Origin of the sequence: Natronoarchaeum sp. GCM10025321 (assembly GCF_042663585.1) — an archaeon.
Taxonomy (GTDB): domain Archaea; phylum Halobacteriota; class Halobacteria; order Halobacteriales; family Natronoarchaeaceae; genus Natranaeroarchaeum.
Window position 1 is genome coordinate 1,119,920 of record NZ_JBHTAN010000006.1, and the last position, 14,866, is coordinate 1,134,785.

The following is a 14,866-nucleotide window of genomic DNA, read 5'->3' on the forward strand; positions in this document are numbered from 1 at the left end:
CGATCCGAAGGTGACGCAGCCGCGGGTTTCAATACCGTCGGCGTCACAGAGAGGGGTATGCCGGAGGCCCAACTCGCGGCGCAGGTGGCAGACCTGCTGTCGGTCGACGCCGAGGAGTTCCAGGCGGCTGTCGAGACAGACACGGAGGTCATCAAGGAAGAGCTTAGAGCAGGAACGTTCGACAACTCACAGGCCATCGTCGGCTTCGAGTACGAGTTCTACGCTGTTGCCCGCCCGGACAGCGACCCGTGGGCAGGTGTCGACGATGCCGTCGGAACCCTTCGACGGGTCCCACGACGACTGCTCTCGCTGGTCGGCTTCGAGAAGGAACTGGGCCTCCATAACGCCGAGATGACGACGAGCCCACAGCCACTCAACGCCCACGGCCTCGCCGCCGAGGAGGCAGAAATCTGTGCGCGACTCTCCGCCGCGCTCGACTGCACCCGACCCGAGGGGATCGAACTCGTCAGCGACGGCATCTGGACGATACCGCCGGAGGGCGAGACGGCCCAGAACTATCTCACCGACAGCGTCGAGGACAGCGAGATTCGGATCGCAACGAACATGAGCAACACCGCCCGGTATCACGCGATGGCCAACGCGGACGGCACCACCGAGGCCGGAATGTGTATCGAGGCACCCCACGTCTCCCTATCGGCGGACACGGTGATGCCCGAAAGCCTCATCACGTCGATCCAGCCACACTACCAGGTGCCACAGGCCATCGACCTCCCCGAGTACTTCCGCTATGCGATCCGGATCGCCGGGCCGCTCCTCGCGCTGGGGGTCAACTCCCCGTTTTTCCCCCCGGACCTCTACGACGAGGACGCTACCGCGGCGGACATCCTCGACGACGGCTGGATGGAACACCGGATCGCTATCTTCGAGTCCGCGCTCAATCCGCCCGGATCGGAGCGGAGTGAGGGGAAAGTCAGCTTCCCACGCGATGTCGACTCCGTCTCGCAGGCCGTCGAACGGATCGCTACGGACGAGACCATCGTCCCGATGCCAGTCGAGACGGGCAACCGCTTCGACGACGAGTTCGCTCACTTCCGGCGCAAACACGGCACCTACTGGCGCTGGGTCCGCCCGGTCCTCGGCGGCCCGACGCGCTCGGAAGCGAACGCCCGAATCGAATTTCGCCCCATCGCCGCACAGCCGACGGTCAGGGACTCCGTCGCGTTTCTCGCCGTCTTCGCGGGGCTGTTGGAGAGCCTCCCACAGGTCGAACACCCCGTCGCCGATCTGGAGTGGGAGGCCGCCCGGGACAACTTCTACGCGGCGATGCGGAACGGCCTCGACGCCGAGTTGCAGTGGATCACCAACAGCGGCGAGCACACAACCGACACGTCGGCGCTGTACGGCGACCTCCTCGCACACGCCGCGGAGGGGCTTCGCGGCCGAGGCCTCACCGACGAAGATATCGAGACCTACCTCTGGCCGCTCAGACAGCGCGTCCGTCACGGGATCACGCCTGCCGAATGGAAGCGCCGCGAGGTGCAGAACCGACTGGAGGACGGCGACGACTTCGAGAGTGCGGTGTACGGGATGCAGCGCCGGTACGTAGAACGCCAGCGCGAGTCGTTGCTAGATGGTAGTTTCACCGACTGGGTCGACGATCGGTAGTCGACCGGACATTGGGTCGACGATCGGTAGTCGACCGGACATTGGGTCGACGATCGGTAGTCGACCGGACATTGGGTCGACGATCGGTAGTCGACCGGACATTGGGTCGACGATCGGTGTCTAATTAACTGTCCGGTGGATCGTACTTCTGGGATTGGCGAATAGCGAGCGCAAACACGACGACGACGGCCAGCGACGCGATGAAGAACTCGATACCGGGAACGATTCCGCTATTGATCCAGATGAAGATATCTTCGATAGTCAGGATCAGAAAGATGGCGACAAGGACCGCCACTCCGTGTTTCCCGATACGAAGGTCTCTCATACGTACTATTTGACGGGACGAACGCTTAAAACTACATAGAGGCGTCCAAGATCCACATTTCGGGCATTAGGAGGCCTCTACCGTCGTAGCTCCGTGTTGATCACACAAAATACAAGACCACTCGAAATCAACCCAGTTCCATGCTATCGATGACGAAACGTCTGTTCCGTCTATTCCCGTACGACCTTTCGAACGGATCGTTCGAGTTCGTCGTTGCCCCAGGATTCAGTGATCGTTGATGTATATGATCATCGTCGGCGCGGGCGATATCGGTTCGTATCTGGTCGAACGAGCGGTAGAGGACGGCAACGATATCGTCGTCATCGAGCAGGACGAAGAACGGGCGAACGAGGCCGCAGCGACATACGACTGTCTCGTACTGAACGACGACGCGAGAGACCACGAGACGCTCGTGGAGGCGAAAGTCGATCAGGCGGACGCAGTTATCTCGACGACCGATATCGACGCGACAAACATCATGGTGATGTTGCTCGCCCAGGAACACGACGTTCCGAACCTCGTGAGCGTGGTTCACGACCCCGATAACCTCCCCGTCTTCGAGAAGGTCGGCGCGACGCTGATCGAGAACCCACAGCGGCTGATCGCCGATACACTGTATCACTCGGTCCGATATCCGAAGGTCAGCGACTTCATCGAACTGGACTCGACGACCGAACTCGTGGAGCTAACTGTCAGCGAAGATGCACCCATGGCCGGGGTGCGTCTCAACACTGCACTGGAATCCGGCGGACTGCCCGAGGGGGCACTCATCGTTGCACTCGAGCGGGAGGGGAAGATTCGCGCACCGAAAGGGAGCACGAAGATAGAGGCGGGTGATATGGTGACCGTCTTTACCGATGATGCCTCGCTGGACGATGCGGTTTCGGCGTTTACCGGCAGTCCGTCATGAAGCAACGGTATCGGACGATTGGACGTGACCTCGGTCGCATACTGCAGGTCGTCTCGTTAATGATGCTAATCTCGATACTCGTTGCCAGCATCTATCGGGAGTTCTACGCGATTCCTGCGTTCGCGGCCTCCGCAGCCATCGTCGGTGGCCTGGGGACCGCCCTCGTTCGTCAGTGGGAGACGGCTCCGGACGCCGGGAAACTCGAAGCGATGATTACGGCCGCCTCCGCATGGGGGGCCGTCGGGATACTGGGTGCCCTTCCGTTCCTGTTCATCGCGTGGACCATCGCAGTAGATCCCTATCCGGCCTGGGCGAACACGCCGCCGACGAACGAGACTGTCGCCGTCTTTCGACGGCCGGTCAACGGTATCTTCGAGAGCATCAGCGGCTTTACTAGCACTGGGCTGACGATGGCCGCAATCGAAGAGCAGTTACCACGATCACTGCAGTGGTGGCGCTCGTTCACCGAGTGGATCGGCGGTGTCGGCGTCATCGTCCTGACGGTCGCCATTCTCGCTCGTCCCGGCAGTGGGTCGCTGACGCTGTACGAGAGCGAAGCACGGTCGGAGAAGATCCACCCCAGCATCGTCTCGACAGTAACGGAGATCTGGAAGATCTACGTCGGCATCACGCTCGCAGCAATCGTGCTCTTTCTCGCGGCGGGGATGCCGCTCTGGGGCGCGATCAACCACGCGATGACCGCGATTGCCACCGGCGGGTTCTCGATTCACGCGAACTCAATCGGCCATTACGGCGAGCCGTTGATCGAGTACGCAGTCGTCCCCGTGATGATCGCGGGGAGCATCGCGTTCCCGGCCCACTACATGATCCTCAAAGGCGACCTGCGTAACGTCTACAGGGACATTCAGACCCGCTGGGTGTTCATCTGGTTCACCGTCGGAACGGTCGTTCTGACCGCCCTGCTCTGGGCAAACGGACAGTACGAAACGTTCGAGGAGACGTTCCGGATCGGACTGTTCCAGTTCGTCTCTGCGACGTCGAACGCCGGGTTCGGAACGACGACCATCGGTAACGGGACCGAACAGGTCTGGACTGCGGGAGCGACGTTTCTGCTCTGTCTCGGGATGCTCACCGGGGCCGCGGCGGGGTCGACTGTCGGCGGTCTCAAACTCATCCGGGTCCTCGTCCTGCTCAAAGGCACTGTCTGGCAGATTCGGGGCGTCTTCACCGCCGACAGCGCAGTACGATACCTGCAGCTAGGAAATCGGAAACTCGACCAGGAGCAGGTCGAGCGAGAGTACACGGAGGCAGCCGTCGTGCTCGTCCTCTGGATCCTCTGTCTTATGGTCGGTGTTGCCCTGATGCTGTTCGTTCTCACACCGGACTATCCGGCCGAATACGTGATCTTCGACGTGATGAGTGCACAGAGTACGGTCGGACTCGATAGCGGGATCACCGGGCCGACGCTCCCCGACATCGCAAAGGTGACCCTGATCTTCAACATGTGGGTCGGCCGACTGGAGATCATCCCCGTCGCCGTCCTGCTGGGGACGGTGTTCCAGAAGCTCGATCTGTACCGATAGCCGTGTGACTGGCCTGGTCGGATCTTTCTCTGGGTGAAAGCGGAGACACTCGTCACTACTATATTCCCGCACTCCCCTACGACTCGTATGGTTACGTTTCTCTCGGGCGGTACCGGCACGCCGAAGCTACTGGACGGTGCCGCAGCCTCGTTTTCTCCCGACGAGACGACGGTCATCGCGAACACGGGCGATGACGTAGAACTCGGCGGACTCCTCGTCTGTCCGGACGTCGACACGCTACTGTTTCAGGGCGGTGGCGTCCTCGACCGCGAGCGCTGGTGGGGGATCAAGGGGGATACGACGCGCAGCCACACCGCGCTTCAGGAACTCGGCGAGGCGATGGGAATCGACGACGAACCGGCATACCTACCCGACGAGAAACAGACGGCAGGTCGGCCGCTGGCGAACTGGCGTCGGTTCTCCGGAGCCGCGGAGTTCATGGAGATCGGTGACCGGGACCGGGCGGTCCATCTCACCCGGACGAGTCTGCTCGATCAGGGCAAGACGCTGTCGGAGGTCACGACGGCGCTAGCATCGGGCTTCGACATCAAGGTGGACGTCCTCCCGATGAGCGACGATCCGGTCGCGAGCATGATACATACACCCGACAGGACGATGCATTTCCAGGAGTTCTGGGTCGCCGAGGAGGCCGACCCCGCGGTCGACAGCGTGGAGTTCCGTGGCTCCGCCGATGCCGAGCCAGCACCGGGCGTGCTGGAGGCGCTCGAAGACGACGTGGTCGTCGGCCCCTCGAACCCCGTGACGAGCATTGGGCCGATGCTCTCGGTGCCGGGCATCGGTGACGCGCTCGGGTCGACGAACGTCGTCGTGGTCTCGCCGTTCATCGAGGGGGAGGCGTTCTCCGGGCCAGCCGCAAAGCTCATGCAGGCGGTCGGCGCGGAGCCGGGCAGCGCGGGACTCGAAACCGCGTTCCCGTTCGCCGACGCGTTCGTCGTCGACGAGAGCGACGACACCGAGTTCGAACAGCCGACCGTCGAGACGGACATTACGATGGACGACCGCTCCGACGCCGCACGGGTGACGACGGCGGTCGAGCGCGCGCTGGAGGAGGTCAGATAGCGACGTGTTCGCACCGCGCGTCGCGCTGGCCAGTCTGAGCGGCCGGGCGGATGCCGAGTGGGCCGAGTACGGCGCCGAGTACGCCGGTGCGGCGTTTCTGGGCGGAATCGCCCTCGACGAGAACAGCAGGGAGGCCGCGCGCTCGCTCGTCAACCGCGACCGCGAGGAGTTCCTACCGGACGATCCGCTCGCGTTCGTGGAACGGGAACTACAGGCGCTCGAGGACGTGCCGATCCGGCCGGGGTGGAACGTCCGGACAACCACCCTCGACCCGCTCCAGTCTGCCGCACAGGTCTGTGCGCGTCACGACGCGCTCCTGGAGATCAACGCGCACTGCCGACAGGACGAACTCTGTGCGGTGGGCTGTGGGGAGTCCCTGCTCGCCGATACCGACCGCCTCGCCGAGTACGTCGGTTGCGCGGCGGCGACGGGGGCGACCGTCGGCGTGAAGATGCGAACCGAGGTAGAGGGTGTCAATCTGGTGGGTACGGCCGAAGTCATCGAGGATGCCGGGGCATCGTTCGTCCACGTCGACGCGATGGACTCCGAACCGATGGTCGACGAGATAACGGACGCGACCGAACTGTTCGTAATCGCCAACAACGAGGTCCGTGATCGGGCGTCAGTACAGGAGTACCTCTCCTACGGAGCGGATGCGGTCAGCGTCGGTCGACCGAGCAACGAACCGGCCGTCCTCCGCCGCGTCCGCGAGGCGGCCGACGAGTGGTTCGGGCAATACTCCGTCTAATTGTGATCGTAGGCGACCCCCTCAGCCCAACTTTCAAGCGCCGGTACGGCTACTATAGCACATGGCCCTGGCCGGTTGGTTCGACGACCTCCCTCCCCGGGCGACGGTCGTAGCCATCCTGATCGGACTAGTCGTCGTCATGACGGTCGCGTCGATGGCGCTCGGCGTCGTCTTCGCAGCGATAGCTGTCGGCGCGGAGACTGGCAACGCACTTTTCGGCCTGCTCGCAGGAACCCTCGGGATCGCAGTGATCGTCGGCCCGCTGATCGCGTTCGCCTGGATGCTCACGAGATCCGAGTCGGATGAGGTGGCGGAGGGGGAGGAGACAGATATCGTCGACGAACTCAGAGAGCAGTACGTAGCCGGCGAAATCGACGAAGAGACCTTCGAGCGTCGGATCGAAGGCTTTCTCGACGACGACGCCGAACTGGACTTCGATGGCGACACGCGTCAGTCCGATACCGACGCGGCCGCGAGGGAACGCGAACGGTGACCGGATCATCGGCTGTCTCGCCACGTTATAAGTAGCCAAAGCGACCACGTAGACACGTATGCGAACGCCCGCACAGAACGCCGAACTCGCGCTCCTGGTGGAGGTCACTGGTACCCCGAAACCGGGCAACGTCGATCGGAAACACGATCTTCCGGGACTGCGGTTCGAGCACTTTCTCGCCGGTGCAGTCGGTGCACAGAACGGACTCCGCATGGCGCTGGATCCCGAACGGGGGGTCGGTACCGCGTTCGAGCGATCGATCGAGGGGATGGCCGACCAGTCCGGCGGTAACACGCAGTTCGGCGCCCTTCTGACTCTCGTACCACTCGTCAGAGCGACTGCCACGGAGGAGTTGACCCGGGACGGTGCGCGGACAGTGGTCGGGGGAACGACCGTCGATGACGCCGCCGAGTTCTACCGCGCGTTCGACCATGTCGAGGTCAGAGCGGGCGATCCACCGGAGGAGATGGACGACCTCGACGTCCGGCGTGGAAGCGAGGCGGTGCCCGCAGTCCGGGAGCGCGGACTGACCCTGGCCGAACTAATGGAAAAGAGCGCGGATCGGGACGGCATCGCACAGGAGTGGACCAACGGCTTCGAGCGGACGTTTCAGGCCGCGGATCTGATCGCCGATGGGGACGGCCCGCTTCCGGACCGCGCCGCAGCGACGTTTCTCTACTTGCTCTCGCGGGAACCGGATCAACACATCGCCAAGAAACACGGGAATGGGACCGCCCGGAGCGTGATGGTGCGGGCACAGGAGGCGCGCGAGGGAGGCCCGGAACTGGTCGAGGCCTTCGCCGAGTCGCTGCTACGGGCCGGGATCAATCCCGGAACGACGGCGGATCTGACGGCTGGCGGACTCTACGTCGCGCTGGAACGGGACAGGATCGAACCGTGAGTCGGGACGCGTCCGGGCGGCGACCGGGAGGTGTGTTCACGTGAGCGAGACCGACACCGCGGAGTGGCCCGTCGACCTCGTCGGCGTGACAGAATCCCTCGTCACGACGCTCGGGCCGAACGATCTGTGGAACGTCGCCGCCCTCGGCGTCCACGCGGGCGATCCGGTCACCGCGACGACGTGGGGGAACACCCGGACGCGGCGCAACTTCCGCCGGAACGGTCGGGGCCACGTGCAGTTCGCCTACGATCCCGAACTGTTCGTCGACGCCGCGCTATCGATCCGCGAACGTCAGGAACCCGTGCTCGACGAGGCCGACGCGTGGGTCGAAGTTTCCGCCGAATCGATTGGCGTCGAGAACGACGAGGGGACGAAAACGGAACAATGGGCACTCAGACCCGTCGATAGCGCGGTCGCCGAGCGCCACCCCAGAACCACGAACCGTGGCTACTACGCCGTCATCGAGGCCACCGTTGCGGCGTCACGCCTCGACGTCGACGCCTACGACACCGCGACGCTGGTCGACCGGCTAACCTACTTCGAGAGCGTCGTCGATGCCTGCGGCGGACCGGGGGAGCAGGCCGCTTTCGAACGGCTCTCGGAACTGGTCGACTGGCGAGACGCCCAGTGAGAACGTCCGCTAAGGATGCGGAATCGAACCCTTTTAGGCACCGAGCGGACAACTCTCCTATCATGCCGATCAAACCAGGATACGTCAAGAAGACAGGCCACATACTACTGGAGCGGTACCCCGACGCGTTCTCGGACGACTTCGAGCACAACAAGAAAGGCGTCGACACGCTCACCAACATCGAGTCCAAGGACGTTCGTAACCGCGTCGCGGGATTCATCTCGCGGAAGAAAGCCGGTCAGGTAGCGTAACTCGTTTTCTGCGTTCCTCGTGAATCGAGTTCGGCACCGACAGGTCCGTCCTCGAACCGTGAGTACGGCCGACCCCGCTCAGTCGTCGTCAGCGGGGAGTTCGCCGCTCTGACGGTCGAAGACGCGATCAGAGATGACGTTCCGGGCGCTCTCCTGAGCGGGTTTGCGGTGGAACAACACCTTCTCGGCGACGTCCCAGGCGAAGACGAGCGATCCGAGGATCACGAGCGTGTCGCCGGGCATACGGAGCCAGAACAGCGTCTGGATCAGTTCACCGTTGTAGAACTCCAGGCTCCGCGCCGCCGCGTAGCCGTCGGCGAAGGCGACTTCTAGCTGCAGGAAGCCGATCGGGAGCAACGAGAGGAACAACATCAGCGCGAGACCGATGTTGCACAGCCAGAACGACCAGCGCAGGCGTCGCTCGGACCAGCGCTCGACGCGAGTCGTCACCCGCAGGATGTAGACGGCCATCCCCATCGCGAGGAAGCCGAACGCGCCGAACATCGCACCGTGGGCGTGCGCGACGGTGAGATAGGTTCCGCTCTGGAAGTAGCTAATGATTGGGAGGTTGATGAAAAAGCCCATCACCCCGCCCCCGAAGAAGTTCCAGACGCTCGATGCGATAATGAAGTAAAACGTCATCCTGTAGGGGAAGTCACGCTTCGTACTGCCCATTGCCCGGTACTGGCCGATGGCCTCGTAGAGGATGAACAGCAGCGGGACGAACTCCAGCGTGGAGAAGATAGTCCCGAGTGGGAGCCACACCTCCGGCAGACCGATCCACCAGTAGTGGTGCGAGACGCCGATGATCCCACTGCCCATCACGAATATCGCCTGGAAGATGACCGCCTTCTCGGCCGAGCGCTTCCTGAGGAGGTTCATCGAGACGAGCGTCAGCGAGATGACTACGAGGATGAAGAACTCGAAGACACCTTCGACCCACATGTGGACGACCCACCAGCGCCAGAACTCGGTGGTCACGATGTTCGTCTTCGGCGTGTACATGAACCCCGCGACGAACAGGAGTCCGATCGATCCGCCCGCGTAGACGATCATGTGTGCAAGCCCGTAGCGAGGTTCTCTATCGAGTAAGGGCTTGAACGCACGTGCGACCAGTGCAGTCCATCCCAGGAAGCCGACGAGGAGGCCCGCCTGCCAGACTTTCCCGACCTCCAGGTACTCGAGGCCCTCGGTACCGAGGAGCCACCACAACTGCCCGTCGAAGAAGTTGTGGACGCCGAGCCAGATTCCGGCGAGTCCACCGACGACAACGACGAGCAGGGCGGCAAGCAAGCCTTTCACGTACAGCGCCTGCCGCGGCGGATCACGGCCGGTCATCAGCGGTGCGAGGAACAGGCCGGCCCCGATCCACATCGTCGCGATCCAGAGGATCCCCATATCGATGTGCCAGGCCCGGACGATAGACCACGGTAGCCACTCCAGAATGTCGATCCCGACCAGTTCTCGGAGCGCGAAAAAGCCGTCGCGCTCGATGTAGTAGTGGGCAAGTAAGCCACCTAACAACGTCTGTGCGAGAAATAAGAGCGCGCCGACGAGTATGAACCACGAACTGAGCAGTTGACTCGGCGTGAGATCGATATCTCTGGGATGCGGGATCGACATCCCTGCGGCGTTAGGTTCGGGGATTTCGACCGCCTGGTAGAGCCAGATTCCGGCCCCGGCACCGGTAACGAGCAACACAATCGCGACAACGCTCCAGGTCATCACCGACGCGCTGGCGTCGTTCCCCGCTGCGGGCGAGTACGGCCACTCGTTGGTGAACGAGACGTCCGAACCCGGTCGATCAGTGTGGGAGATCCACGCGGTCCACAGCGCGAAGTCAGCGAACTGCTCGGCCTCTTCAGCCGTCGAAATCTGCTCGCTGGGGATGCCGCGTTCGCGGTCGCCACCGTAGTAGCGCTCCACGTACTCCTCACGGACCTGCTCGTGTGCGTACAGTTCGGCCGCGGAGTACTCGATTCTGGACTCGTACTCGCTGTTGTCCAGTTCCTGGCGAACCTGCTGGTCGACTCCGGCCTGATCACTGGGATCGAGGGCCGAATACTCCGTGCCGTACCGTTCGTCGGCGTAGTACGACCGCATGTGTTCGGCTTTCAACTCCAGCGTCTCCGCCGTGTAATCCGTATCGTAGTAGCTACCGTGTCCGAGGATGGAGCCCTGGTTCATCAGGCCGTTCTCCTGAAAGACGGTCTTTCCGGCCTGGACATCCGCATCGGTCGTAACCGTCTCGCCGTCCGGGCCGACGATAGTGCCCGGTATCTCCGGTTCGTTCTCGTAGGTGAGCCATGCGCCACCACCCATCACGATGAGGTTCACGATGAACACTCCCGCGAGGATGGTCGCGATAGTCGAGCGTTGTAGCTTCATACCCGGCCCTCTTGCCGGACCACCTATCAACCGTTTACCGATTCTCAGCCACCGGTAGGGGGGACGAATATGTTCGGCCGATCCGAGTCGTCCCGCTACCGAGACCGTATCCAAACCGTTTTGACTCGTGGAATCTCACCTATACCAAATGTCTGTACGCGTTGGAATTCTTGGAGCGACCGGTGCCGTTGGCCAGCGACTGATCCAACTACTCGACCCCCACCCGGAGTTCGAGATAGCGGCGTTGACCGCCAGCGAATCGAGCGAGGGATCGGCCTACAGTGACGCGGCGAAGTGGCGCGTCAATTCGCCGATTCCGGAGGACGTCGCCGACATCACCGTCGGCGCGACGACGCCGGACGCCGTTCCGGACGACGTCGACCTGATCTTTTCCTCGCTCCCCTCGAGCGTCGGCGAGACAGTCGAACCGGACTTCGCTGAGGCCGGCTACATCGTCTCCTCGAACTCCTCGAACTCACGGCTGGCCGAGGACGTTCCGCTCGTGATTCCGGAGGTCAATCAGGACCACATCGACCTGCTCGAAGTCCAGCGAGACGAGCGTGGGTGGGACGGCGCACTCATCAAGAACCCCAACTGCTCCACCATCACGATGGTGCCGTCGCTCAACGTCCTCGACCAGTTCGGCCTCGACCGCGTCCACGTCGCGACGCTCCAGGCCGTCTCGGGCGCGGGCTACTCGGGCGTCACCTCGATGGAGATTATCGACAACGTCCTCCCGCACATCGGCGGCGAGGAGAACAAGATGGAGACGGAGTCCCGCAAACTGCTCGGCGAGTTCGACGGCGCGGAACTGACCTGGCACGACGTCGACGTCTCGGCATCGTGTAACCGCGTCGCGACGCTCGACGGTCATCTCGAGAACGTCTTCGCCCGACTCGACGATGACGTCGACAGCGCAACGGTCGAGTCGGCGTTCCGCGCGGCCGAGACCATCGACCTCCCCAGCGCACCGGACGAACTCATCAAGGTCTTCGAGGATCCGAACCGGCCCCAGCCACGTCTGGATCGGAACCTCGCGGACGGGCAGGCGCTCGCAACCGGCCCGGTCAAAGAGACCAGCGACGGCATCCAGTACGACTGCCTCGCACACAACACCATCCGTGGGGCCGCCGGCGCGAGCGTGCTGAACGGCGAACTACTGCTGGAGAAAGGCTACCTCTAGAACTCGATTCCGTCTCCCAGTCGGCTGTGTATCCCGAATACATTTCAGGAGAGATACTATACCCTGTCCAACCGATTCTGCTGACATAATGGGAGTCCGATCCTACGAAAACGAGCAGTTCACTTTCACCGCCGACTTCTGGGTCATACTCGTTCTGAGTGGACTCATCGCCGGCGTACTGATGGGCATCGTAATGTATCTCGTCATGGGGATCATGCAGTCCGTCGCAGGGCTGTACACGCTGGAATCCACAGTCGCGGGCTGGGCCGCACATATGGCCCATTCGGTGATTTTCGCGCTGACGTTCGGCGTCGCGTTCGCCTGGCCACCGCTCGATCAGTACCGCACCGAGGTGCTCTCCAGTATGTCGCTAGGGATCATCTGGGGAGTCGTGCTGTGGCTGTTCGCAGCGGGAATCGTGATGCCGGCATGGCTCGGTGCCGTCGGCCCCGCATCGCCACCGATACCGGCAGTCAACCCGATTAGCGGGCTGGGACACATCCTGTACGGTGCGGTCCTCGGGAGCGTCTTCGCGGCGTTGCAGAGCCGATACTGAACCGCTCGTGCGGAGCCAGCTATCCGTCTGGCCGGTCAGGTCTCTATATTGTCTTCCAGTTGATCCCGCAACTGCTGTGCAAGCCGCTCGTCGGCCTTCGTGGGGACCTGCTCTTCCAGTTCGTCGGCGACCGCCTCCTCGTCGTCTTGCAGGATCCGCTCGTACACCGTCATGTTCTCCCAGATGCGGAGGAAGTAGCCGAGGATCAACTCGCCCTGAAACGCGGCGATGCGGGCATCCAGACCGACGAACAGGAGATAGCCGAAGCCGAGACGCTCATGTATCGGTCTCATCGATGCCGGTCGCACGCAGATACTCCTCCAGCAACGTCGGGAACTGCCCGCCGCGGACGTACCGGAGACCGAACTCGTCCGCCCAGGAGATGATTCCTCGGTCCTCGGTGACGACGCCCGCCTCTAGCTCTCTCGCCAGGATCAGCAGGTCGAAGTCCTCCCGCGAGTCGAGGACCCCCTTTCTGAGCGCGCGGCGGTATCTGTCGCGCATGTTCGAGAGGATGCGGTCGGCCTCGGTCATGTACTCGTTCCGGCCGTCGCTCGTGTCGGTCGCGAGTTCCTCCGGATCGAGTTGTTCTACCTCCCGGAACGCTTTCTCGGAAACGCGAAGGCCACGGTTGACCCGGTCGCTCATCTCGTCGATGAAGTTGTACACGATGTCCGCTGGGATAGAGACGCCGTAGCGGTCCGGGCTCTTCCGAACGACCCAGGTATCGAGTCGCGAGAACACTTCGTCGCTGACGTCGCGTTCGTGCAGCATTGTCGCGAGTTCGTCGTGCACTGAGGGTGGCATGTAACAGGAGATATTGAGTTCGAGGCGGGCCGTCGCGACGTACTCGAGTAAGCGCAGGACGGCTTCCTCGAGGGACTCGTCGTCCGCCCGGATCTCTTCGGTGATGAACAGCGAGGTGTCGAGCACGAACCGCTGGCGTGGGATTTCTCCCGGCATATGCCCTATTTCTCGGGCGAGCAACAAAATGGTCCTCCCCGCTGGGGCCAAATCGTAGCCCCCAGAGATCACCCCCCGGTGTTTTTGCTCGGCTATCGACTCAATCGAACTATGGACCGACGGGAGTACTTCGACCGGCTGGATACCGCCGCGGAGGAGCCCGCTGAGCTGTTCGAACACTTCGAACAGTACTCTACTGCCGATAGGACCTACCATGCGCTTCCCGATGCGCGCCACGGCCTCGAGCGCGGGACAGTCCTCGTCCCCGCGGCCGACGCCATCGTCCGTGGCTATCCGAGTATCCCCCGCATCCTCGTCCTGGACCCCGGCGTCACCGACTTTTTCGACGACGAACCAACCATCGCCGTCGAGGAGAAACTCAACGGCTTCAACGTCCGAATCGCCGACGTCGGTGAGGTCGTCGCGTTCACCCGGGGGGGATACGTCTGCCCGTACACCACGCCACGGGTGCGAACACTCCTCGATACCGAGGCGTTCTTCGCCGACCACCCCGAGAAGATGCTCTGTGCCGAACTGATCGGCCCGGAGTCACCGTACACACCCCACGACTACGATGCGATCGAGTCACACGCGGTACGCGTGTTCGGCATCCGTGATCGCGAGTCAGGGACGCCGTTGCCCGTGGCCGAACGGCGAGCACTCTGTGACTCGTACGGCTTCGACCAGCCGCGTCTCTTTGCCCGCGGCGAGCCATCCGAACTGGTCGGCCCGATCCGCGATGCGGTCGCGGAACTCGATGCGGCGGGACGAGAGGGAGTACTGATGAAGTCCGCAGATGGCGAATCGATGGTCAAGTACACGACCGAGTTCCAGCATCATCACGAACTCGCTCACGCGTTTTCACTCCCCTTCGAGTATGGACGGGATTTCGTCTTCTCCCGGGTCATTCGCGACGCGTTTCAGGCCGCCGAGTTCGACGAGACCGACGAGCGCCTGCGAGAGCGGGCACACGACCTCGGCGAGTCGATCCTGTTGCCGATGGTCGAGACGATCCGAGAGATCGAGGCCGGAAAGACCGTCGGTGAACGCCACACGGTGCGGGGCGCGCCAGAGCACGTCGCGGCCCTGCTCGAGCATCTCCGCGACCACTCGCTCACCCTCGAAATCGAAGCGGATCGGCGCGAAGACGGCGACCGGGTCGTCGAGTTCGTCAAGGTGGCGGAATCCACGCGGGATCGCACGCAGCATTATCTGGAGGGCGGCACTCGTGACGAGTGACAGGAGAGGCACACACTGAAGCCATTTC

At 62.9% G+C, this 14,866-nt stretch carries 16 protein-coding genes; 12 read left to right on the plus strand and 4 right to left on the minus strand.

The genetic code is table 11. The features are described 5' to 3' along the window. The first annotated feature begins 57 nt into the window (after positions 1 to 57). Positions 58 to 1,626, plus strand: a complete 1,569-nt coding sequence (locus ACFQL3_RS08545) for a hypothetical protein (RefSeq protein ID WP_377053265.1) — start codon at positions 58 to 60, stop codon at positions 1,624 to 1,626. 124 nt (positions 1,627 to 1,750) lie between these two features. Here the strand turns inward: ACFQL3_RS08545 and ACFQL3_RS08550 are convergent, their stop codons facing one another. Then, the gene (locus tag ACFQL3_RS08550; RefSeq protein WP_377053267.1) at positions 1,751 to 1,951 is read right to left on the minus strand and encodes a hypothetical protein; all 201 of its coding nucleotides are present in this window, start codon (positions 1,949 to 1,951) and stop codon (positions 1,751 to 1,753) included. Between the two features lie 238 nt (positions 1,952 to 2,189). Between ACFQL3_RS08550 and ACFQL3_RS08555 the strand changes: the two genes are divergently transcribed. The 8 genes from ACFQL3_RS08555 to ACFQL3_RS08590 all read left to right on the plus strand — a co-directional run bounded on the left by ACFQL3_RS08555 (position 2,190) and on the right by ACFQL3_RS08590 (position 8,509). Continuing rightward, positions 2,190 to 2,861, plus strand: a complete 672-nt coding sequence (locus ACFQL3_RS08555; protein WP_377053269.1) for a potassium channel family protein — start codon at positions 2,190 to 2,192, stop codon at positions 2,859 to 2,861. Further along, positions 2,858 to 4,405 (plus strand): TrkH family potassium uptake protein, encoded by a 1,548-nt coding sequence (locus ACFQL3_RS08560; RefSeq protein WP_377053271.1) that lies wholly within the window; start codon positions 2,858 to 2,860, stop codon positions 4,403 to 4,405. Before ACFQL3_RS08555 ends, ACFQL3_RS08560 begins: the two co-directional genes overlap by 4 nt. Before the next feature lie 87 nt (positions 4,406 to 4,492). Then, positions 4,493 to 5,485 (plus strand): 2-phospho-L-lactate transferase, encoded by a 993-nt coding sequence (gene cofD, locus ACFQL3_RS08565; protein ID WP_377053273.1) that lies wholly within the window; start codon positions 4,493 to 4,495, stop codon positions 5,483 to 5,485. A gap of 4 nt (positions 5,486 to 5,489) precedes the next feature. Continuing rightward, on the plus strand, positions 5,490 to 6,233 hold the full coding sequence (locus tag ACFQL3_RS08570) for a tRNA-dihydrouridine synthase (protein ID WP_377053275.1): 744 nt from the start codon (positions 5,490 to 5,492) through the stop codon (positions 6,231 to 6,233). 61 nt (positions 6,234 to 6,294) lie between these two features. After that, the gene (locus ACFQL3_RS08575) at positions 6,295 to 6,726 is read left to right on the plus strand and encodes a hypothetical protein (RefSeq protein WP_377053277.1); all 432 of its coding nucleotides are present in this window, start codon (positions 6,295 to 6,297) and stop codon (positions 6,724 to 6,726) included. A gap of 58 nt (positions 6,727 to 6,784) precedes the next feature. Beyond that, positions 6,785 to 7,627 (plus strand): triphosphoribosyl-dephospho-CoA synthase, encoded by an 843-nt coding sequence (locus tag ACFQL3_RS08580; RefSeq protein WP_377053279.1) that lies wholly within the window; start codon positions 6,785 to 6,787, stop codon positions 7,625 to 7,627. 40 nt (positions 7,628 to 7,667) lie between these two features. Next, positions 7,668 to 8,258, plus strand: coding sequence for a DUF447 domain-containing protein (locus ACFQL3_RS08585; protein WP_377053281.1), 591 nt, complete (start codon positions 7,668 to 7,670; stop codon positions 8,256 to 8,258). 62 nt (positions 8,259 to 8,320) lie between these two features. Then, positions 8,321 to 8,509, plus strand: a complete 189-nt coding sequence (locus ACFQL3_RS08590; RefSeq protein ID WP_377053283.1) for a 30S ribosomal protein S17e — start codon at positions 8,321 to 8,323, stop codon at positions 8,507 to 8,509. 78 nt (positions 8,510 to 8,587) lie between these two features. Here ACFQL3_RS08590 and ACFQL3_RS08595 read toward each other — a convergent pair whose 3' ends face one another. Further along, a complete protein-coding gene (locus tag ACFQL3_RS08595; RefSeq protein ID WP_377053285.1) occupies positions 8,588 to 10,897 on the minus strand; it encodes a nitric-oxide reductase large subunit in 2,310 nt (769 codons plus the stop codon). A gap of 148 nt (positions 10,898 to 11,045) precedes the next feature. Between ACFQL3_RS08595 and asd the strand changes: the two genes are divergently transcribed. Further along, a complete protein-coding gene (asd, locus tag ACFQL3_RS08600) occupies positions 11,046 to 12,080 on the plus strand; it encodes an aspartate-semialdehyde dehydrogenase (RefSeq protein ID WP_377053287.1) in 1,035 nt (344 codons plus the stop codon). 88 nt (positions 12,081 to 12,168) lie between these two features. After that, a complete protein-coding gene (locus ACFQL3_RS08605) occupies positions 12,169 to 12,636 on the plus strand; it encodes a histidine kinase (protein ID WP_377053289.1) in 468 nt (155 codons plus the stop codon). 35 nt (positions 12,637 to 12,671) lie between these two features. On the opposite strand, the gene ACFQL3_RS08610 is transcribed toward ACFQL3_RS08605, so the two are convergent. Together ACFQL3_RS08610 and ACFQL3_RS08615 are read right to left on the minus strand one after the other, a co-directional pair. Next, a complete protein-coding gene (locus ACFQL3_RS08610) occupies positions 12,672 to 12,929 on the minus strand; it encodes a hypothetical protein (RefSeq protein ID WP_377053291.1) in 258 nt (85 codons plus the stop codon). Further along, positions 12,913 to 13,599: an RNA ligase partner protein gene (locus ACFQL3_RS08615; RefSeq protein ID WP_377053293.1), complete on the minus strand. Its 687-nt coding sequence runs from the start codon at positions 13,597 to 13,599 to the stop codon at positions 12,913 to 12,915. The genes ACFQL3_RS08610 and ACFQL3_RS08615 overlap by 17 nt, the downstream gene beginning before the upstream one ends. Positions 13,600 to 13,710: 111 nt before the next feature. On the opposite strand from ACFQL3_RS08615, the gene ACFQL3_RS08620 reads away from it, so the two are divergent. Continuing rightward, entirely contained in the window at positions 13,711 to 14,838 is a 1,128-nt protein-coding gene (locus ACFQL3_RS08620; RefSeq protein WP_377053295.1) for an RNA ligase, read from the plus strand. Positions 14,839 to 14,866: the final 28 nt, after the last annotated feature.

Bases quoted from the DNA above. Each gene is read 5' to 3' on its own strand.
- ACFQL3_RS08545 (WP_377053265.1), top strand. From the start codon at position 58: ATGCCGGAGGCCCAACTCGCGGCGCAGGTGGCAGACCTGCTGTCGGTC.
- ACFQL3_RS08550 (WP_377053267.1), bottom strand. From the start codon at position 1,951: ATGAGAGACCTTCGTATCGGGAAACACGGAGTGGCGGTCCTTGTCGCC.
- ACFQL3_RS08555 (WP_377053269.1), top strand. From the start codon at position 2,190: ATGTATATGATCATCGTCGGCGCGGGCGATATCGGTTCGTATCTGGTC.
- ACFQL3_RS08560 (WP_377053271.1), top strand. From the start codon at position 2,858: ATGAAGCAACGGTATCGGACGATTGGACGTGACCTCGGTCGCATACTG.
- cofD (WP_377053273.1), top strand. From the start codon at position 4,493: ATGGTTACGTTTCTCTCGGGCGGTACCGGCACGCCGAAGCTACTGGAC.
- ACFQL3_RS08575 (WP_377053277.1), top strand. From the start codon at position 6,295: ATGGCCCTGGCCGGTTGGTTCGACGACCTCCCTCCCCGGGCGACGGTC.
- ACFQL3_RS08580 (WP_377053279.1), top strand. From the start codon at position 6,785: ATGCGAACGCCCGCACAGAACGCCGAACTCGCGCTCCTGGTGGAGGTC.
- ACFQL3_RS08590 (WP_377053283.1), top strand. From the start codon at position 8,321: ATGCCGATCAAACCAGGATACGTCAAGAAGACAGGCCACATACTACTG.
- ACFQL3_RS08595 (WP_377053285.1), bottom strand. From the start codon at position 10,897: ATGAAGCTACAACGCTCGACTATCGCGACCATCCTCGCGGGAGTGTTC.
- asd (WP_377053287.1), top strand. From the start codon at position 11,046: ATGTCTGTACGCGTTGGAATTCTTGGAGCGACCGGTGCCGTTGGCCAG.
- ACFQL3_RS08605 (WP_377053289.1), top strand. From the start codon at position 12,169: ATGGGAGTCCGATCCTACGAAAACGAGCAGTTCACTTTCACCGCCGAC.
- ACFQL3_RS08610 (WP_377053291.1), bottom strand. From the start codon at position 12,929: ATGAGACCGATACATGAGCGTCTCGGCTTCGGCTATCTCCTGTTCGTC.
- ACFQL3_RS08615 (WP_377053293.1), bottom strand. From the start codon at position 13,599: ATGCCGGGAGAAATCCCACGCCAGCGGTTCGTGCTCGACACCTCGCTG.
- ACFQL3_RS08620 (WP_377053295.1), top strand. From the start codon at position 13,711: ATGGACCGACGGGAGTACTTCGACCGGCTGGATACCGCCGCGGAGGAG.